Source organism: Streptomyces sp. NPDC003379 (assembly GCF_053589195.1).
This window is the reverse complement of record NZ_JBSFRK010000012.1, coordinates 72945-92070: the sequence shown is the minus strand read 5'-3', so window position 1 is coordinate 92070 and position 19126 is coordinate 72945. Positions and strand designations below refer to the sequence as shown.

At 70.9% G+C, this 19126-nt stretch carries 16 protein-coding genes; 6 read left to right on the top strand and 10 right to left on the bottom strand.

Annotation, left to right across the window (positions count from 1 at the left end; genetic code table 11):
* Window positions 1–159 precede the first annotated feature (159 nt).
* Window positions 160–3015 carry a penicillin acylase family protein gene (locus tag ACWDVB_RS13795; protein WP_451516761.1) on the top strand — a complete coding sequence of 952 codons (2856 nt, stop codon included), beginning with the start codon at window positions 160–162 and terminating at the stop codon, window positions 3013–3015.
* Here ACWDVB_RS13795 and ACWDVB_RS13790 read toward each other — a convergent pair.
* From ACWDVB_RS13790 to ACWDVB_RS13780, 3 genes are all read right to left on the bottom strand, one after another.
* Window positions 3012–4277, bottom strand: coding sequence for a serine-threonine protein kinase (locus ACWDVB_RS13790; protein WP_451516762.1), 1266 nt, complete (start codon window positions 4275–4277; stop codon window positions 3012–3014). The genes ACWDVB_RS13795 and ACWDVB_RS13790 overlap by 4 nt on opposite strands.
* Before the next feature lie 48 nt (window positions 4278–4325).
* Window positions 4326–5672 carry an MFS transporter gene (locus ACWDVB_RS13785; RefSeq protein ID WP_451516763.1) on the bottom strand — a complete coding sequence of 449 codons (1347 nt, stop codon included), beginning with the start codon at window positions 5670–5672 and terminating at the stop codon, window positions 4326–4328.
* A 79-nt stretch (window positions 5673–5751) separates the two neighbouring features.
* Window positions 5752–7074, bottom strand: coding sequence for an erythromycin esterase family protein (locus tag ACWDVB_RS13780; RefSeq protein WP_451516764.1), 1323 nt, complete (start codon window positions 7072–7074; stop codon window positions 5752–5754).
* A gap of 136 nt (window positions 7075–7210) precedes the next feature.
* Here ACWDVB_RS13780 and ACWDVB_RS13775 point away from each other — a divergent pair, with 136 nt between their 5' ends.
* Complete coding sequence (locus ACWDVB_RS13775; protein WP_451516765.1) at window positions 7211–7921, top strand: alpha/beta fold hydrolase; 711 nt, start codon at window positions 7211–7213, stop codon at window positions 7919–7921.
* A 23-nt stretch (window positions 7922–7944) separates the two neighbouring features.
* Here the strand turns inward: ACWDVB_RS13775 and ACWDVB_RS13770 are convergent, their stop codons facing one another.
* Window positions 7945–8280 (bottom strand): DUF6191 domain-containing protein, encoded by a 336-nt coding sequence (locus ACWDVB_RS13770; protein WP_451516766.1) that lies wholly within the window; start codon window positions 8278–8280, stop codon window positions 7945–7947.
* A gap of 264 nt (window positions 8281–8544) precedes the next feature.
* Here ACWDVB_RS13770 and ACWDVB_RS13765 point away from each other — a divergent pair, with 264 nt between their 5' ends.
* Genes ACWDVB_RS13765 through ACWDVB_RS13750 form a run of 4 tightly spaced genes read left to right on the top strand, consistent with a single transcriptional unit; the run spans window position 8545 to window position 12412 of the window.
* On the top strand, window positions 8545–9309 hold the full coding sequence (locus ACWDVB_RS13765; protein WP_451516767.1) for an SDR family oxidoreductase: 765 nt from the start codon (window positions 8545–8547) through the stop codon (window positions 9307–9309).
* Window positions 9306–10994 carry a class I adenylate-forming enzyme family protein gene (locus tag ACWDVB_RS13760; protein WP_451516768.1) on the top strand — a complete coding sequence of 563 codons (1689 nt, stop codon included), beginning with the start codon at window positions 9306–9308 and terminating at the stop codon, window positions 10992–10994. Before ACWDVB_RS13765 ends, ACWDVB_RS13760 begins: the two co-directional genes overlap by 4 nt.
* Before the next feature lie 21 nt (window positions 10995–11015).
* A complete protein-coding gene (locus ACWDVB_RS13755; RefSeq protein WP_451516769.1) occupies window positions 11016–11609 on the top strand; it encodes a TetR/AcrR family transcriptional regulator in 594 nt (197 codons plus the stop codon).
* A complete protein-coding gene (locus tag ACWDVB_RS13750) occupies window positions 11606–12412 on the top strand; it encodes a hypothetical protein (RefSeq protein WP_451516770.1) in 807 nt (268 codons plus the stop codon). The genes ACWDVB_RS13755 and ACWDVB_RS13750 overlap by 4 nt, the downstream gene beginning before the upstream one ends.
* Before the next feature lie 14 nt (window positions 12413–12426).
* On the opposite strand, the gene ACWDVB_RS13745 is transcribed toward ACWDVB_RS13750, so the two are convergent.
* The 6 genes from ACWDVB_RS13745 to ACWDVB_RS13720 all read right to left on the bottom strand — a co-directional run bounded on the left by ACWDVB_RS13745 (window position 12427) and on the right by ACWDVB_RS13720 (window position 19063).
* Window positions 12427–14184: a type IV secretory system conjugative DNA transfer family protein gene (locus ACWDVB_RS13745; protein ID WP_451516771.1), complete on the bottom strand. Its 1758-nt coding sequence runs from the start codon at window positions 14182–14184 to the stop codon at window positions 12427–12429.
* Window positions 14185–14231: 47 nt separating this feature from the next.
* The gene (locus ACWDVB_RS13740; RefSeq protein ID WP_451516772.1) at window positions 14232–15248 is read right to left on the bottom strand and encodes a hypothetical protein; all 1017 of its coding nucleotides are present in this window, start codon (window positions 15246–15248) and stop codon (window positions 14232–14234) included.
* Window positions 15245–16279, bottom strand: a complete 1035-nt coding sequence (locus ACWDVB_RS13735) for an AAA family ATPase (protein WP_451516773.1) — start codon at window positions 16277–16279, stop codon at window positions 15245–15247. The genes ACWDVB_RS13740 and ACWDVB_RS13735 overlap by 4 nt, the downstream gene beginning before the upstream one ends.
* Before the next feature lie 117 nt (window positions 16280–16396).
* A complete protein-coding gene (locus ACWDVB_RS13730; protein WP_451516774.1) occupies window positions 16397–17617 on the bottom strand; it encodes an acyl-CoA dehydrogenase family protein in 1221 nt (406 codons plus the stop codon).
* Between the two features lie 7 nt (window positions 17618–17624).
* Entirely contained in the window at window positions 17625–18647 is a 1023-nt protein-coding gene (locus ACWDVB_RS13725) for a phosphotransferase family protein (protein ID WP_451516775.1), read from the bottom strand.
* Between the two features lie 119 nt (window positions 18648–18766).
* Complete coding sequence (locus ACWDVB_RS13720; protein ID WP_451516776.1) at window positions 18767–19063, bottom strand: hypothetical protein; 297 nt, start codon at window positions 19061–19063, stop codon at window positions 18767–18769.
* Between the last annotated feature and the right edge of the window lie 63 nt (window positions 19064–19126).

The window sequence follows — 19126 nt, the reverse complement described above, 5'->3', positions numbered from 1 at the left end:
GACCGCTTTTCGCCTGCCCGCCTGAGCAGTACTGATGCGCCCACGAAGGGGGCGCGTTGTGGTGATTCGGAAAAAGCGACGCTTGTTCATCTTTCGGGTTCGCCGACTCGCCAGTAACCTCCGCCGCATCCGCCTTCCGCAGGACTCGGAGGAGCAGCCATGCGACGACGCATCGTCAGACTCAGAACGCTCACGGCGGGAGCGGCGCTCGCACTCGGCGCCTGTCTGCTGGCGCCACCGCCGGGGGCGGGCGCGGCGCCCCGGGAGCCCGCCGCCGAGCGCAGTGGCGCCGAGGAGGGCGCCGACTACTGCGAGGGCCAGTGCGCGGACATCCTGCCGCCCGGCGCCAACGGCAACGCGACGCTCGCCGAGATCCTCTCCCACCGGCTCCTCGGCACCCGGCCCGCGCACGCCGACGACCAGCTGGGCCCGTACGACGCACTGTCATCCGGCTACCCCTCCCTCACCGACGACCGTCTCACGGAGTTCTTCAACGACGCCTCCTTCGGGGTGCGCGACGGCCAGATCGCTTCGGTCACCAAGCCGCGCGACGACGTGACGATCACCCGCGACAAGAAGTACGGCGTGCCGCACATCAAGGGCACCACCCGCTACGGCACCGAGTTCGGCGCGGGCTTCGCCGCCGGGCAGGACCGGCTCTGGCTCATCGACCTCTTCCGGCACATAGGCCGCGGCGAGCTGACGTCCTTCGCGGGCGGCGCGCTCGCCAACCAGGGCCTTGAGCAGCAGTTCTGGCCGCAGGCTCCGTACACGGAGAAGGACCTGGAGAAGCAGGTCGAGTACATCAGGTCGACGCAGGGGGAACGCGGCAGGCAGGCCATGGAGGACGCGCAGGCCTACATCGACGGGCTCAACGCCTACCGAGAGAAGTCCAAGAACGGCCGCTACTTCCCCGGCGAGTACGTCCTGACCGGCAAGATCGACGCGATCACCAACATCGGCGAGATCGAACCCTTCAAGGTCACCGACATGATCGCGCTGGCCTCGGTCGTCGGCGGGCTCTTCGGCAACGGCGGCGGCGGAGAGGTCGAATCCGCCCTCTCCCTGCTGAAGTCCCAGGAGAAGTACGGCGTCGAGAAGGGCACGGAGGTCTGGGAGTCCTTCCGCGCCCGCAACGACCCCGAGGCCGTCCAGACCATCCACGACGGCACGGGCTTCCCCTACGCGGGCAAGCCGGAGAAGGCGCGCGGTACGGCCATGCCCGACCCGGGATCGGTCGAACGCGAGCAGCTCGTGTACGACCGTGAGGGCGGCGCAGAGACGGGCGCGAAGGACCCGGTGAAGGCGCCCGGGAAGCTCAAGCCGCTCCAGGGCATGTACGACAAGGGCGTCCTGCCCGCCGACCTCTTCCGGCCCGACGGCCACAAGAAGGGCATGTCGAACGCCCTGCTCGTCTCCGGCAAGCACACCGCGAGCGGAAACCCGGTCGCCGTCTTCGGCCCCCAGACCGGCTACTTCGCCCCTCAGCTGCTCATGCAGCAGGAGCTCCAGGGGCCGGGCATCAGCGCCCGGGGCGTCTCCTTCGCGGGCGTCGGGATGTACGTCCAGCTGGGGCGCGGCCAGGACTACGCCTGGTCGGCGACCTCCGCCGGGCAGGACATCACGGACACGTACGCCGTGGAGCTCTGCGAGCCTGGCGGCTCCACGCCCACCAAGCAGTCGACCGGCTACCTGTACCGGGGCACCTGCACGCCCATGGAGAAGCTGGAGCGCAAGAACGCCTGGAAGCCGACCCTCGCCGACTCCACGGCCGCCGGTTCCTACCGCATGCAGGTCTTCCGCACCAAGTACGGCATCGTGACCCACCGCGCGAGCATCGATTCCGAGCCCGTCGCGTACGTCTCGCTGCGCTCCACCTACCGCCACGAGGCCGACTCGATCATCGGCTTCCAGATGCTGAACGACCCCTCGTACGTCAAGGACGCCGCGAGCTTCAAGAAGGCGGCGCAGAACATCAGCTACGCCTTCAACTGGTTCTACGCCGACTCGCGCGACATCGCGTACTACAACAGCGGCGCCAACCCCGAGCGTGCCGACAGCGTCGACCCCGCGCTGCCGGTCGAAGGCCGACAGGCTTACGAGTGGCGGGACTTCGACCCGGAGGACAACACGTCGGCGCGGACCCCGCCCGCCGAACACCCCCAGTCCGTCAACCAGGACTACTACATCTCCTGGAACAACAAGCAGGCCAAGGACTTCAGCACGGCGGGCTTCGGAGTCAGCGCCGTGCACCGCGGCGATCTGCTCGACGGGCGGGTCAAGAAGCTCACCGAGGAGGGCGGCGTCACCCGCGCCGCGCTCACGCAGGCCATGTCCGAGGCGGCCGTCACCGATCTGCGCGGTGAGCAGGTGCTGCCCGAACTGCTGAAGGTGGTGCGCAGCAAGCCGGTCACCGACCCGCGACTCTCCCAGGCCGTACAGCGGTTGGATGCCTGGCGCAAGGCGGGTGCGCGGCGCAACCAGACGTCGGCGGGTTCCAAGACGTACGCCCACCCCGACGCCGTACGCGTCATGGACGCCTGGTGGCCACTGCTGATCGAGGCCGAGTTCAAGCCGGGCCTGGGCAAGGACCTGTACGACGCCCTGACCGCGCAGCTGAGCACCGACGAGGCACCCTCCGCGGGCCACGGGCCCACGGGGGCGCACGCCGGGTCGGCCTTCCAGTACGGCTGGTGGGGCTACGCCGACAAGGACCTGCGCAAGGTCCTCGGGCAGCCGGTGAAGGGTGAGCTGGCCGACACCTACTGCGGCGACGGCAAGCTCGACGCGTGCCGCGACACCCTCCTCGCCACCCTCGCGCAGGCCGTCGCCGAGCCCGCCACCGAGGTCTACCCCGGCGACGACGCGTGCAGGGCCGGTGACCAGTGGTGCGCGGACGCGATCATTCACCGCGCGCTCGGCGGCATCACGCACAAGCCGGTCCAGTGGCAGAACCGCCCGACGTACCAGCAGGTCGTCGAGTTCCCCCGCCACCGGGCCGGAGGAGGGATCTAGGCCAGGGCGATCCGCCCGGCGGCGAACACGGCACGCGCCAGTTCCTCATGGCACACGTCGCTGTGCGCGCCGGCGGGCGGACCGCCGCGCCGCACCACCGACGCCGCGTCCACGCTCACACACCCCTTGGTCGGCAGCTTCTCGCCCAGCTTGACGCGCTTGCAGTCCTCCACCGCCCGGATGCCGTCGTAGCCGATGGCGCCCCAGCGTTCGAACAGGTTCAGGAAGCTCGTGGAGTCACCGGCCAGCTTCGACGCCAGGGGATAGAGCCGCCCCAGGGCGTCGTCGTGGCGCGAGTGGCAGGAGATGAGGGGGCCGTCGATGCGGTGCTGCACACCGTGCAGGGCGCCGCCGCGCGACCGGTCGTGCGGCAGCCGCTCGGCGAACGCGTAGTGCGAGAAGGCCCCTTGGAGCAGCGTCACCGACTTCACCGCGCGTACGTCGGCGGGCATGCCGCGCAGCGCGTACGAGACGAGCCGGGCGCCGAAGCTGTGCCCGATCAGATGCACCCTGATGCCGGACACGTCGGCGGCGAGCAGGCCGATGGCGGGGCCGAGCCCCAGCTGGCCCACCGCGCCCGCCCGCCGCTTCATCGCGTAGTAGGTGCCCTGCCGCAGCAGCTCGTGCGCGCCGTCCCACACCCGCTCGCGCAGGTCCCCGAAGAGCGCCGGCTGCCCGGTGTCGGCGCGGGCCGCGGCGAGCACCTCGCAGACCTGGACCGCGTCGTCGGTGAGCATGGCGGGCTCGCCCCCGCCGGTGTCCTCGCCCAGGTTCCGGGCCGGGCTCGTCTCACGCAGGGAGACCAGCTCACGGACGTGCCGCCCGAACTCGTAGACGCGGGAGGGGACATCCGAGCGCTCCGCGAGCAGCTCGGCGATCCGGTCGAGCGTCGGGCCGTGGTCGGGGAAGGCGCGGTCGAGCGCCTCCCGGGTGGCCGCGTCGAGACCGGGACCACCGGGCGGCGCGGGGGCCGCGGCGGCGGCCGAGGGATCGAAGTCGGGGATCGGCTCGTCGGGGAAGCGGATGGCGGGCCACAGCAGCCCGACGTAGCCGAGGCGCACCCCCGCTCCGGCCAGCTCCTGACAGGGGGCGAAGAAGCGCCGGTACAGCTTGCGGGCGTCCTTCTTGTCGTTGTTCCAGCCGTGCGCGAAGACCAGCAGGTCGGTGACGCTCTCGCGCTCCGTGCCGGACAGCAGCCGCGCGCGCTGCTCGGTGTCGACGTCGCCGTCGGCGTCGAAGGTCAATTCCCAGTAGGGCTCCACGCCGGTATGGTCCTGCGGCCGGGCCCGCCTGACCAGACTCCGCGCGGCTCAGGACAGTTCTCGGTCCCGCGTCTCCGGCAGCGCGAGGACGCAGAGCAGGGACACGACCGCCATCGCGCTCACGTACCAGCCCACCGACGAGGAACCGAACGCCGACTGCAACCGGGTCGCGACCAGCGGTGAGACGGCGCCGCCGAGCACACCGCCCAGGTTGTAGGCGAGCGAGGCGCCCGAGTAGCGCACGTTGGCGCCGAACAGCTCCGGCAGATAGGCGCCCATCGGGCCGTAGACCACGCCCATGCAGAACAGCGCGCCGCCCAGGGCGAGCGCGATGAGCACCGGCTGCCCGGTGTCCAGGAGTGGGAAGAGCACGAGCCCCCACACCGCCGCGAGCCCCGTGCCCACGAGGACGAGCCTGCGCCGCCCCGCGCCGTCGGAGCGCGTCGCGGCGAGCCAGGTGCCGGCCGCGAGGAAGAGGCAGGCCACGAGCGACAGGCCCAGCATGGTGTTGCGGGAGATGTGCAGGGTGCCGGTGGCGTAGGCGAGGCAGTACGTCGTGGCGGTGTAGAAGAGGCCGTACGCGACGACCATGCCGCCGGCGCCGAGCAGCAGTTCGCGCGGGTGGCGGCGGAGCACGTCGAGGGTGGGGACCTTGCTGGCCTCCTGCGTCTCCATGACCTTCGCGAAGACCGGCGTCTCGCTGATCCGCAGCCGTACGAAGAGTCCGACACCGACGAGCAGGAAGGAGAGCAGGAACGGCACGCGCCAGCCCCAGGTGCGGAACGCGTCGTCGGACAGCACGGAGGAGAGCAGCCAGAAGACACCGGTCGCCGCGAAGAACCCGACGGACGGGCCGAGTTGGGGAAAGGCCGCGTACAGTCCGCGCTTCTTCTTCGGCGCGTGCTCCACCGCGAGCAGCGCCGCCCCGCCCCACTCGCCGCCGAGCCCGATGCCCTGGAGGAAGCGGAGCAGGATGAGCAGCAGCGGCGCCCAGACGCCCCACGTGCCGTAGCCGGGCAGGAGCCCGACGAGGGCGGTCGAGAGCCCCATCAGGAGCAGCGAGGCCACCAGGACGGACTTGCGGCCCACCCGGTCGCCGAAGTGCCCGAAGATCACTGAGCCGATGGGCCGCGCCGCGAATGCCACCGCGTACGTGGAGAACGACGCCAGCGTGGCGTTGACGGGGTCCAGGGTCGGGAAGAACGCCTGGTTCAGGACGAGGGCGGCGGCCGTGCCGTAGATGTAGAAGTCGTAGAACTCGATGGCCGTCCCGATGAAGGACGCGACGGCCACCCGGCGCATGCTTTCGGGACCGCTGTCGGCGTCCTGTGTGTCCCGCGCGTCCTGGACCTGCTGTTTCGGCTGCTTCTGTGATGCTGTCGCTTCGCTGTGCACGAGCGGCACTCTCACGGTGGATGTAGGGGGCAGTCAATACCTGGGACGGCCTGTCTCGGAGGCTGAGACCGCCTCGGTGTCACTGCCGGTGGGCCGGCGTGACCTCGTGCAGATGGACGAGGATGTCGTGCGAACGGGCGAGGTTGATCTTGTAGGGGCCGTCCGGGTGGACGTTTCCGATGCTCCGTGTCGTCCTGGCCCTGTCGAGCCACTTCCTGGCCGCCGCGGGAGTGGTCCGCATGTCCAGGAAGTAGTCGTCGTACCGCACCTTGTCGAGCGTGTGCTCGTTCATGCCGGGCGTCGCCGCGCCCAGCGAACGGGGCTTCCACACCTCCGAGTCCGGGCTCTGCGCCATGAGCCCCCCTTGGTCGAAGGTGAACCCGATGCTGGCGTACCGCTTGCCCAGCCGGTCGCGCAGAAAGGCACCCTGCATCTTCGGATAGCGCGGGTCGAAACTCTCGTACCCCACATGGGCGTTGTGGGCCGACAGCAGCACCTTCGTACCGGTGTGCCGCTGCCACCAGGCGGTGTTCGCGGCCATGACGCGGTCGCGGTGGAGCATGGCGTCGGTCGCGCCCTGCGTGGTGTCGAGGGGGAGGGCATAGACGGAGGCGGTCTGGGAGATGGAGCGGGCGTGTTGCAGCGTCCAGGCGAACGCGTCGCCGGAGCCCTCAGGCCGACGGTCCTTCAGCAGACCTACGACCTCCCGCGCCTTGCCCGCCGGCCTCCGCCGCTCCTCCAGCGGCCGTGCCATGTAGGCGTCGCCGTCCGCGAGCCTCCGGATGGGGGCGTACAACTCCGTGATCCTCGGCAGCAGGTCGGGCTCGTGGGCGCGTACGTAGTCCCGTACGCCGTCGAACAACTCCGCGCCCAGCTCCGGGTAGTTGATGTCATTGCCCATGAAGCGCAGTTCGCGGTCCGGGTGCTTGTCGTTGTACGCGCGCATCCAGCGCAGCAGATGGACGTACCCCTCGGTGTCCCACGGCGTCCTCACCAGTTCACGGTGGACCAGCTCCCGGGCGTCGCCCTCGCCGCCCCGCACATACGCGTCGAAGCGCAGCCCGGTCGTCCAGCTGACCTCCTGCGCGAAAGAGGTGAAGCCCTTCTCCTCCACGAGGTGACGGAACACCCGCTCCTTCATCGTGAAGAACTCGTGCGAGCCGTGGGTCGCCTCGCCCAGGCCCACCACCGAGGCGTCGCCGACCATCGCGCCCAGGGGCCGCAGGTCCTTCGTGCCGCCGCCGGGGTCGGTCGACCGCAGGGGATGGGCCGCGCGTTCGAGCGCCGCGAGCGGGTCCGCGGGGCGGGGCGCCGCGTGTGCGGCCCCGGGCGCCAGAAGCGCCGCCGTCCCTGCCGCCGCGACCAGCAGCAGCGGGACCCTTCGCCGTGTCGTGCGGGGCATGTCGTGTCTCCTTGACGTCGCATGGCTCAACCTGGGAGCACGTTTCCGTACGGCCGGGCGGCGCCACCATCCGGCAGGCACCCAGATCATCGGTGGGGGCTGCCCCACCATGGTTGTGGGCGTGTACGTTCGGACCATGACCGATTTCGTACTGGTGGCCGGAGCCTGGCTCGGGTCGTGGGCGTGGGACGACGTGGCGCGGGAACTGCGGGCGGCCGGGCACGGCGCCCACCCACTGACGCTCTCCGGTCTCGCCGACAAGCAGGACGCACCGGTCGGCCGGCAGGCCCATGTGCGGGACATCGTCGACGAGGTCGAACGCCTCGGTCTGCGCGACGTCGTCCTGGTCGGGCACAGCTACGCGGGCATCCCTGTCGGGCAGGCCGCCGAGCGGATCGGCGACCGGCTCGCCCACGTGGTGTTCGTCGACGCCAATGTCCCCGTCGACGGCGAGTCGTTCGCGTCCCTGTGGTGGCAGGGCCAGGCGGTGTTCGAGGACGCGCTCGCCGAGAACGACGGCTGCTGGCCGCCCCTGACCGCGGCCGGGTTCGACGGGCAGGGACTCGGCAGCGAGCAGGTCGCCCGGCTCGCGAGCGGTGCGACGCCGCATCCGGGCGCCACGCTGACGGAGCCCGCCGTGCTGGAGCGCCCGCTCGGCGAGCTGCCCGCGACGTACGTCAAGTGCCTGCTCGACGGCGAGGACCCGATGGACGACGTGGCCGAGCTGCTCAAGAGCGAGCGCTGGCGCCTGGTGGAGATGGACACCGGACACTGGCCGATGTTCTCCCAGCCGCGCGAGCTGGCACGGATCCTGCACGGGGTCACGCGGGAGCGGGCCCGGGCGTAGCCCGGACGATCAGCTCCCCGCACTCACCGAGGCGGGGGCACGGGACGGTTCGCTTCCCGGGGCAGCGCGATGAACGCCGTGCCCCGGGTCAGGTCGACGTGGGAGCGGGGCGGTGCGCCGTCGCTCTCGTCGTCCCGTCGCAGCAGCTCCACCCGCCGCTGCTCCAGCTCCGCCGTCTTGTTTCCGTTCACGACCGCCGTGAACTCGTCGAAGGCGATGTTCGACAGCGACCGCCCCGTGCGCCTGCGCAGCCACGGGATCAGACCCAGCCCCGTGAACCACCGCCACACGCTCTCCACCAGGGCGAACAACGCCAGCGCACACGTGAACGCCGGGAACGACATCAGCCAGATCGTCACAGATGGTCCCCTGTCCGGCCCCTTGTCGTTCTCGACGCGGTCGACTGCCGGGAAGTGCTGATGGACATGGGGCCACTGTTTCGGATCCGCGACGCGCAGGGATCAGACCAGCGCATGATCCGCTTCCCCCGCGCGGCGGAGGCGCCGCGCCTCCCGCTTCCCCGGGGGCCGCCCCCTTTCGCCGCGACATACCGACTGGTTAGTCTGCCGTCACAGACGGGCCGCGCGAGCCGTGGTCGAGCCCGAGGTCGAAGGAGACCGGTCGTGGAGACCCTGCAGGACAAGGGAGTAGTCGTCACCGGCGCCGGCGGCGGGATCGGAGCCGCGCTCGCCCGCCGCTTCGCCGCCGAAGGGGCACGTGTCGTCGTCAACGACCTGGACGGAGCCAAGGCGGAGGCCGTCGCCGACGAGGTGGGCGGCATCGCCGTGCCCGGGGACGCCTCACGCATCGCGGCGCGGGCCACCGAGGCGCTCGGCGGCACCGTCGACGTGTACTGCGCCAACGCCGGGCTCGGCTCCGGCGGCAGCGAGGCCGCGCCCGAGGAGGTCTGGGCCGCGGCCTGGGACGTCAACGTCATGGCGCACGTACGGGCGGCGCAGGCACTGCTGCCCGGCTGGCTGGAGCGCGGCGGCGGGCGATTCATATCGACCGTCTCCGCGGCCGGGCTGCTCACCATGATCGGCGCCGCCCCCTACAGCGTTTCCAAGCACGGCGCGTACGCCTTCGCCGAGTGGCTCTCGCTCACCTACCGCCACCGCGGCCTCAAGGTCCACGCGATCTGCCCGCAGGGCGTGCGCACCGACATGCTCGCCGCCACCGGCACCGCGGGCGACCTCGTGCTCACGCCCACCGCGATCGAACCTGAGGACGTCGCGGCCGCCCTCTTCGCGGGCATGGCCGAGGACCGCTTCCTGATCCTGCCGCACCCCGAGGTCGCCGCGTACTACGAGGCGCGCGCCGCCACCCCCGACAAGTGGCTGACCGGCATGAACCACATCCAGCAGAAGTGGGAGGCGACGCAGCGGTGACCAAGTCCCCCGAGGCCCCGATCGGCTCGCTCTACGCGGCCAAGCCCTGGCTCGCCCGCCTCAACGACGCCCAGCGCGGCCCCGTGAACCCCGCCCCGTCCATGGTCCACGCCTTCCGTGACGCCGTCGCCCGCGCCCCCGAGCACACCGCCCTCGCCTACTTCGACGGCCGCCTGAGCTACCGCGAGACCGACGCCCTCAGCGACTCGGTCGCCGGACACCTGGCCGCGCGCGGCGTCGCACGGGGCGACCGCGTCGCGATCCTGCTCCAGAACACCCCGCACTTCGTGCTCGCGCTCCTCGGCGCGTGGAAGGCGGGCGCGACGGTGGTGCCGGTCAACCCCATGTACAAGTCGGCGGAGGTCGGTCACGTCCTCGCCGACGCCGACGTGACCGCGCTGATCTGCGCGGACCGCGCCTGGGAGACGTATCTGCGCGACACGGCGGCGGACTCGCCGGTGCGGGTGGTGCTCACCGCCTGCCAGCTCGACCTCCAGACCCGCGGCGACACCCGGGTCCTGGACTTCGAGCGCCTGCCCGTCGCCGCCGACGCCGACGACCTGCTGGCGGTCGCCCGCCAAGGGCTCCCCGCCCCCGACGGCCGCGGACTCGGCCCCTCGGACGTGGCGCTCATCAGCTACACGTCGGGCACCAGCGGCACCCCCAAGGGCGCCATGAACACCCACCGCAACATCACCTACAACGCGGAACGCCAGCGCACCGGCTCCGGAATCCCGCAGGGCGCCTGCTACTTCGCGATGGCGCCGCTCTTCCACATCACCGGCATGGTCGCGCAGGTCGCGGGGTGCATCGCCAACGCGGGCACCCTCGCGCTCGCCTACCGCTTCGAGGCCGGGGTGGTCCTCGACGCCTTCGCCGAGCACCGCCCCGCGTACACGGTCGGCCCGTCCACGGCCTTCATGGCCCTGGCCGCCCACCCCTCCGTCACCCGCGCCCACTTCGACTCCTTCGTACTGATCTCCTCGGGCGGCGCGCCGCTGCCCCCGGCCCTCGTGGAGAAGTTCCGCGCGGCCTTCGGGCCCTACCTCCACAACGGCTACGGCCTCACCGAGTGCACCGCGCCCTGCGCCTCCGTACCGCCGGGCCAGGAGGCGCCCGTCGACCCGGTCTCGGGGACCCTCGCCGTCGGCGTGCCGGGCCCCGAGACGGTCGTACGCGTCCTGGACGACTCCGGCCGGGAGGTTCCCTTCGGGGAGCACGGCGAGATCGTCGTACGCGGCCCCCAGGTCGTCCCCGGCTACTGGCGGCGCCCCGACGCCACCGCCGAGGCGTTCCCCGACGGCGAACTGCGCACCGGGGACATCGGTTTCATGGACCCGGCCGGCTGGCTCTACGTCGTCGACCGCAAGAAGGACATGATCAACGCCTCCGGCTTCAAGGTCTGGCCGCGCGAGGTCGAGGACGTCCTCTACTCCCACCCGACCGTGCGCGAGGCGGCCGTCGTCGGGGTGCCCGACAGCTACCGCGGGGAGAGCGTCAAGGCGTACGTCAGTCTGCGTCCGGGCAGTGGGACCGGTGCGGAGGAGCTGACCGCGTACTGCAAGGAGCGGCTCGCCGCGTACAAGTACCCGCGCGAGGTCGAGATCCTGGCGGAGTTGCCGAAGACGACAAGTGGGAAGATCCTCCGGCGGGAGCTGCGTTCCCGCGCACAGAACAGTCAGTGACACGAAAGGCAGGTGGCGGCAGTGGCCAGGACGACGGACGGTGACGGCACGCCCGTCCCGCAGCGGCTGCTGGCCGCCGCCACCCGGCTCTTCGCCGACCGGGGCTACGACCGCACCTCGGTGCAGGAGATCGTGGAGGCGGCCGGCGTCACCAAGGGCGCGCTCTACCACTACTTCGGCTCCAAGGACGACCTGCTGCACGAGGTCTACGCCCGTATGCTCCGCGTCCAGCAGGAGCGGCTCGACGCCATCGCGGACGCGAAGGCCCCGGTCGAGCGGCGGGTCCGCGACGCCGCCGCGGACGTCGTGGTCACCACCATCGACAACCTCGACGACGCCTCGATCTTCTTCCGCTCCATGCACCACCTCGGCCCCGAGAAGAACAAACAGGTACGCGCCGAGCGGCGCCGCTACCACGAGCGGTTCCGGGCCCTGATCGAGGAGGGCCAGGAGTCCGGCGTCTTCTCCACGGCGACCCCGGCGGACCTGGTGGTGGACTACCACTTCGGCTCCGTCCACCACCTGTCCACCTGGTACCGCCCGGAGGGCCCCCTCACCCCGCGACAGGTCGCGGACCACCTGGCGGACCTGCTGCTGAGGGCGCTGCGGCCGTGAGTCCACCACCGGGGCCCGACCCGTGGCAGCGTGCCGTCACCCGGTGGGCCGCCGTGCTCGGCGGCGCCGCGCTGGTGCTGCTGATCGGCCTGGTGGTGCCCTTCAGCGACAGCAACCTCGGCGGCAACCTCGTGAACGCCGTGGTGGCCGGCGCGAACGTGGCGTTCGTCATCTTCACCTGGGCGGTGTTCAAGGCGGGCCAGGACCAGCTCGCCCAGATGCGCGGCGAGGCGCGGGCCCAGAACGAGGCGTGGCGCAGGGAGTACAGCAACGCCCTGGACACGTACCGCGAGGCCGTGCGCGCCCGCCTCGACCAGTCCGCGCCCCGGGTGAGCGTCACCTTCGACACCTGGACGGCGTGCCTGGTCAGCAACGGGCGCACCACCACGATCCGGCCCGGCACACCCGTCCCGGAAGGGCCGCCCGGCCTGGCCGTGCGCCTGGCGACCCGCTGGGTCGTGAAGAACTGGGGGACGGAACCCGTCGTGGTGCGCTACCCGCTCACGCCGTCCGGCACCGAGGACGTGCGCATCTCGCCGTCCGTGGAGCACACCTTCCTCCACGAGCACGAGTGCGCGGTGGGCGACTGGCAGGCGGAGCGCGGGCGTTGGCAGCACACCATCGAGGTCCTGGCCGAGGACCTGGGCGGTGACGTCCTGGACACCCACACCTGGGCGCGTGAGATCACGGTCTTCGATGTCGGCGAAGCGTCCCGGCTGACCCTGCGGGAACTGGACGTCGTCCGTGGCTCCGTCGCCAAGCGCCGCCGGAGCTATCCGGGGCTGGCCGCCCCGACGGCCTGAGGCGGCCCGTCCCTTCAGAAGGGGATGTCCCCGTCGGGTGGTGGCGGGGGAGGCACGGGCGCGGGCAGTGCCGCGATCACCCGGTCGATCTGCTCGCGATGCTCCTCGCGGGCCCGGTGCGCGGCCGTCGGCACATGGCCCGCCCGGCAGCGGCGCAGCAGCAGCGCGATGCGCCGTGCGGAATTGTCCAGCATGTAGTACCAGTCGACGGCCGCGCTGGCCCCCTTGGCCGTCTTGAGGGCGAGCAGCTCGTCGATGACGCCGCGGTGCGCGTACCAGCACGAGAGGACCGAGCTGTCGAGGTCGTGCCGCTCGATGATGTCCAGGACGAAGTCCCGCAGTCGCACCAGCTCCTCACGGGTGGCGGCGGACTCGGGCTCGGAGGCGCTCGCGGGCGGCGGCGGGGGCGGCGCTCCCGCCGCCGGCATGCGGTAGGCGGCGCGCGCCGCCTCGACGAGGCCGTTGAGCGCCGGATCGTCCTTCCAGCGCCGCAGGTCGAGCAGCTCGGGCTGCAGCCCGCCGTACAGGCACAGCGCGGACTTGGCCGACATCTCGCGCAGGTCGGAGCGGTCCCAGCCGCGGCGCTTGTGGCGGCGTACGTCCGACGTCGCCAGCTGTTCGTGGAGGAAGACGCCGGTACGGGTGTCGCTGTTGCCGGGCAGGAACAGTTTGCCCCGGTGGTTGTTGACGATGAGCGCGCCGCGGTCCTCGCCGTAGGTCGCGTACAACTGGCTCATGTCGTGAAAGACGGAGATCAGCTGGATGCCGCTGCCGGCCGCCGTCGTGGCGAACGTGTCCAGGTCGTCGAGTTTGGCGATGTTCCCCGCCTCGTCGAGGCAGAGCATGAGGGGGACCTCGATGACGCCCTGGCCGTCCTTCTTGTCCGGCCTGCCGTTGCGGTCGATCGTCTCGTTGACGACCTGCCGGGCCAGGGCGGTGAACAACGGCATGAACTGGCGCTGCTGATGGGGCGGTGCGCACAGGAACAGCGTGTGGCGGCCGCCGTCGAGGAGCGTCTGGAGCGACAGGCGCCTGGTCTGGGCGCAGCGCCGGTCGACACCTTCGAGCGCGAACGCCTCCAGGGTCGTCGCGGCCGTGGCGCAGATGGAGCCGTAGGTGGTGCTGTCGTAGTTCTCGTAGTTGATCAGACGGCCCAGGCAGCGGCGCCAGCCGCTGGACTCCCGTTCGCTGTTCAGCAGCAGACGCCGCTCCGCCAGGACGTCCACCAGCTCCGCCGCGTTCATCCCGAGCCATTCCAGTACGTCACCCATGGTGCCGCCGGTGCGTGCCGCGGCGAACAGCAGCGGGGTGAGCAGCAGCCGTGCCTGGCTGGACCAGAAGTCGCCGTTGGTGACGCTCTTGAAGTCGGTGCCGTTGGAGAGCGCGTCCGCCTGGCGCACCGCGTCGTCCCAGACCGTGATCGAGTCCAGGGGGCTCCATCCCACGCAGTGCGCCGCGAACCGCTGCCCGATGGACTCGGTGAGCCCGGCCGGGTCGAAGATGAACACGTCACCGAGCGAGCTGCGGTGTTCGAGGGTGGCGGCGACCACGTCGAACCGCACCGAGGTGACCAGGCAGGGGCCGGCCCACTCCAGGACCGCGGGGATGACGACGCTCGTGGTCTTGCCGCTGCGCTGCGGGCCGAAGACGATCAACGGCTGGAGGACCTCGCAGCGCTGCACGGCGTCGTCGGCGAGGCCCATCGCGACCCGGTGCGGATGGTCCGCGCCCCGGGATGTGCGCAGGAGGCTGTCGGTCGGGTTCTGCGCCATGGCTGTCGCGTCCTTTCCCGAATCTCTCCCGTCTCTCCCGCCTTCCGTCAGGCGAGGCTTCCCGACGTGGTGTCGAAGTCGTGCCCCTCGGTGACGGAGTGGACGAACCCTCTGAGCCCGATGTCGCGGAAGAACGAGATGTAGGCGTCGGCTCCGGCGGCGGGTTGGAGGAAGTACTGCGAGTCGATACGGACGCGCTCCCCCTGCGCGTCGGAGCCGTAGTCCGCCCCGCTGTACGCAAGTTGGAAGAACAGGCCGCTCCAGTCGGAGGCCGAGGGCGCCATGACCTGGAGCTGCTGGACGATGCCCTCGCGGACCGGGTGCGTGCGGCTCACCCGGTAGTCCATGCGGCCGTAGCTGCCGAAGTCCCTGTGGTGCGGGGCGCCGTCGGCGCCGCGGTCGATACGGCCGTCCGCGCCGGGCAGCCGGATCGCGATGTTCTTCATCATGACGTCGAGATTGCGGACCTGCCGGTCGCGCTCGCGGTGCGGGCGGAAGTTGTGGCAGACGACGTCGAAGGCGAAGGAGGCGGTGAGCAGCTTCACCCGCTGCTCGATCTCGTCGGCCGCCACCGGTCCGCTGTCGTTGCCCTCCAGGGTCCGGTGGAGCTCCGCGTCGAAGGCGGCGATGGCCTTGATGAGAATGCCGGGCACGGCGGGCATGAAGTGCGTGTACCAGCGGTGGAACGTGCGCAGGGTGGATCCGGGGCGGCTGATCTGGATGCGTCCGTCACCGTAGAGATCCAGGCCGAAGGCGTAGTCGGTGTCCCGGAACTGGAAGTTGAGACGCTCGTCGTTGATGTTCGTCTCCAGGTTCGGGATGTTGGCGAACCGCGCCTCGATGAGCGCCTCCTCGATGGCGCCGTGCAGCCGGAGCGCCACTCGGCTCGCGTCGATGAGATTCGCCCATCGCCCCACACCGGAGAGGATGGCCTCGAAGGTGAACCCCCGGATGTTCCCCACGAACTCGGTGAATCCGGTGCAGAAGTCCTCCCACGTCACCTGGTCGAGGAAGACGCCCGCGTAGTTGCGGTCGCGCAGGGCGCGCTCCAGTTCGTCGTTCACAGATCGGGCTCCGTCACTGGCCGGTCGATGAGGTTCAGGTGCTCGGGCTGCAGCTCGAAGCTGCCGCTCTTCAGCTGACGGTGGATCGTCGATGTCACCTCGAAACGCGTGTGCGGTGGGGTGTCGCGCGCGGTGGAGTCGGCGGGGATCAGCTGATTGGCGAGGTCGTTGAGGACGGGGAACAGCTCCTGGTGCAGGCCGCGCGCGCCGAGCTTCGACTCGGCGGCGGCCTTGGCGATCTCGATCTGCGCCTCGGGCGCGATGTCCAGCTGGAATCCGTGCCGGCTGAAGTACTCGCGGTAGAACTTCAGCGGCGACACCTCGTCCCGGTCGAGGATCTCGCGCAGGTCCTCCGCGTCGAGCTCGTCGAAGCGGATGATGATCGGGAGGCGGGCGGCGAGCTCCTCCAGGAAGCCGTACCGGTGCACGTCCTCGGGCCTGATGAGATCCCCCCAGACGGTGCCCCCGCGTTTGTGCTTGACGCTCTGGATGTTGCTGAACGCGCCGGCCGCGATGAACAGGATTCCCTGTGTGTCCAGGTCGCGTGGGGTGTCGTACTCGCCGGGCGCCAGGTCGAGGCTGTCGCCCTCGATGAACTGCAGCAGCCGTCGCTGGACCGCCGCGGTGTCGTCGGTGGCCTTGGTGTAGCGCAGCTTGTCGAACTCGTCGAGGAAGATGATCCCGCGGGCCGCGACGTCCTCCGGAGCGTTGCCCCCGGACATCGGGCGGGCGCGTTTCACGAGCGACTGCAGGATGTCCTCAAGGGTGAGGTTCGTCGAACTGCCCGTGCTCACCAGGCGCGTGGAGTCCACCACCAGGCAGGGAATCCTGAGCGCGTCGGCGGCCACCTTGATGGCGTGCGTCTTGCCCGTGCCGGTCGGGCCGATGATGAGCGCGTTCGGCGGCCGGTGCTGGGGGTCCGGCATGTCGAACCACGAGAAGTGCATGTCGATGAGGCGGCTCAGGGCCATGACCGCCTGGGCCTGACCCACGACGAGGCGCTCCAGTGCCGCATGTGCTGAATCGGTCATGTCGCCCTCCCGGCGTATGCGATGGTACGCCGGGAGGACCACATCAGAAGGGGCGTGGAGAAGGACGCACGGGGCGTACGGGGCGCACGGAACCCTCAGAGGTACTACAGAGGTACTTCAGAGGTACTTCTTCAACTCCCGCCGCGCCAGGGACCGCTGATGCACCTCGTCGGGACCGTCCGCCAGGCGCAGCGTCCGCGCCGCCGCCCACAGTTCGGCCAGCGGGAAGTCCTGGCTGACGCCGCCCGCACCATGCAGTTGCACGGCCCGGTCGAGGATGTCGACCACCGCCCGCGGGGTCGCGATCTTGATGGCCTGGATCTCGGTATGGGCACCCCGGTTGCCGACGGTGTCCATCAGCCAGGCGGTCTTCAGGACGAGCAGCCGCAGCTGTTCGACCGCGACCCGCGCGTCCGCGATCCACTCCTGTACGACGCCCTGCTGGGCCAGCGGCTTCCCGAACGCCGTACGCGAAACCGCCCGCTCGCACATCAGCTCGATGGCCCGCTCGGCCATGCCGATCAGCCGCATGCAGTGGTGGATGCGGCCGGGCCCGAGCCGCGCCTGCGCGATGGCGAAGCCGCCGCCCTCCTCGCCGATCAGGTTCGAGGCGGGCACCCGGACGTGGTCGAAGACGACCTCCGCGTGGCCGCCGTGGTAGTGATCCTCGTATCCGTACACCCGCATGGCGCGCCGGACCTCGAGGCCCGGGGTGTCGCGGGGGACGAGCACCATGGACTGCTGGCGGCGGATGTCGGAGCCGTCCGGGTCGGTCTTGCCCATCACGATGAAGATCTCGCAGTCGGGGTTCATCGCCCCGGAGATGTACCACTTGCGGCCGGTGATGACGTACTCGGAGCCGTCCGGGGAGCGCTCGATGAGCGTCGTGATGTTCGTGGCGTCGGAGGAGGCCACCTCCGGCTCGGTCATCGCGAACGCCGAGCGGATCTCACCGGCCAGCAGCGGCCGGAGCCACCGCTTCTTCTGCTCCTCGCTGCCGAACTGCGCGAGCACCTCCATGTTGCCGGTGTCCGGGGCCGCGCAGTTCAGCGCGGTGGGCGCCAGCTGCGGGGAGCGGCCGGTTATCTCGGCGAGCGGCGCGTACTGGAGATTGGTGAGCCCGGCGCCGTGCTCGGGGTCGGGAAGGAAGAGGTTCCACAGGCCCTGGCGGCGGGCCTCGGCCTTCAACTCCTCGACCACGGCCGGGGTGTCCCACGGAGAGGCCAGGCCGGCGCGCTGCTGATCGGCGACGGCCTCCGCCGGATGGACGTACTCGTCCATGAAGGCGAGCAGCTTGGCGCGGAGTTCCTCGGTGCGTGCGTCGAACGCGAAGTCCATGAACGGGTCAGCCTTCCTGGAGGGTGGTGAGGCCGTGCTCGATGAACACGGGTACGAGTTCGCCGATCCGGTCGAAGCCCGCGCCGACCGTCTGGCCGAGCGTGTAGCGGTAGTGGATGCCCTCCAGGATCACGGCGAGCTTGAACCACGCGAAGGCGGTGTACCAGGAGACGGCCGACACGTCGCGCCCCGAGCGCGCGGCGTACCGTTCGATCAGCTCGGCGGGGTCCGGGTGGCCCGGCGCGCCCGCCGTGGTGCTGACGGGGGAGTCGGGCACCTCCAGCTTCGCGCTGTACATCACGAGCAGACCCAGGTCGGTGAGCGGATCGCCGAGCGTGGACATCTCCCAGTCGAGGATGGCCTGGATCCGGTCGTCGTCGCCGATCAGGACGTTGTCCAGGCGGTAGTCGCCGTGGATGACGGTCGGCGCGGGCGAGGTGGGCAGGGAGCGCCCGAGCGCCGCGTGCAGCTCGTCGACGCCGGCGAGGTCGCGGTCGCGGGACGCGTCCAGCTGCTTGCCCCAGCGGCGCAGCTGCCGGTCGAGGAAGCCGTCGGGCCGCCCGAAGTCGCCGAGCCCGACCGCCGCGGGGTCCACGGAGTGCAGGTCGACGAGCGTGTCGAGAAGACCGAGCACCGCGGCGCGGGTGCGCTCGGGGCCGAGCGGCGCCAGCTCCTCGGCGGTGCGGTACGGCGTCCCGTCCACGAACTCCATGACGTAGAAGGGCGCCCCGAGGACGGAGTCGTCCTCGCAGAGCAGGACCGGCGCGGGCACCGGCACGTCCGTCGGATGCAGGGCCGCGATCACCCGGTGCTCGCGCTTCATGTCGTGCGCGGTGGCCAGTACGTGGCCGAGCGGGGGCCGCCGCACGACCCAGCGCGCGGCGCCGTCCGTCACGGCGTACGTCAGATTGGACCGGCCGCCCTCGATCAGCCGGGCAGTGAGCGGCCCGCCGGCCAGCCCTGGCCGCTCGCGGTCGAGGTGGCCGCGCAACTGGTCGAGGTCGAGGCCCGGCGGATGGTCTGAGCTCATCTTCGCTCCTGATCGGCGTGGCGGTGGCGTGCCACCCCATGATGCCGACCAGTCGGTATGCCGTCCAGAGGCCCCGCGCCCTAAGGGGCGCGGAGCTCTGACGTAGGCGGTCGGACCGATCAGTGATCGTCCCAGTGCCCGTCATGGGCGGCATGCCGATGCCCGTCGTGGACGTAGTCCACATGATCGCCATGCGTGACGGCGTCATGCCCGCAGCCGTCACCGTGCGCGTGGTCGTGACCCCGGTGGGCCATATGGCCGGTCGGCTCGCACTCGTCGTAGTGGTCGGAGTGGAGCCGGTGCAGATGACCGTCGTGCGCGTAGTCGACATGGTCGCCGTGCGGGACCTCGGGATGGCCGCAGGCCGGGCCATGGATGTGGTCGTGCACCGGGTGTTCGTGGTGGAGCGTGGTCATGGCGCGCACCTTCTGTGACTGCGGGGAGGAGGACTGACCCTCTCAGGCTAGCCCCCGATGCCC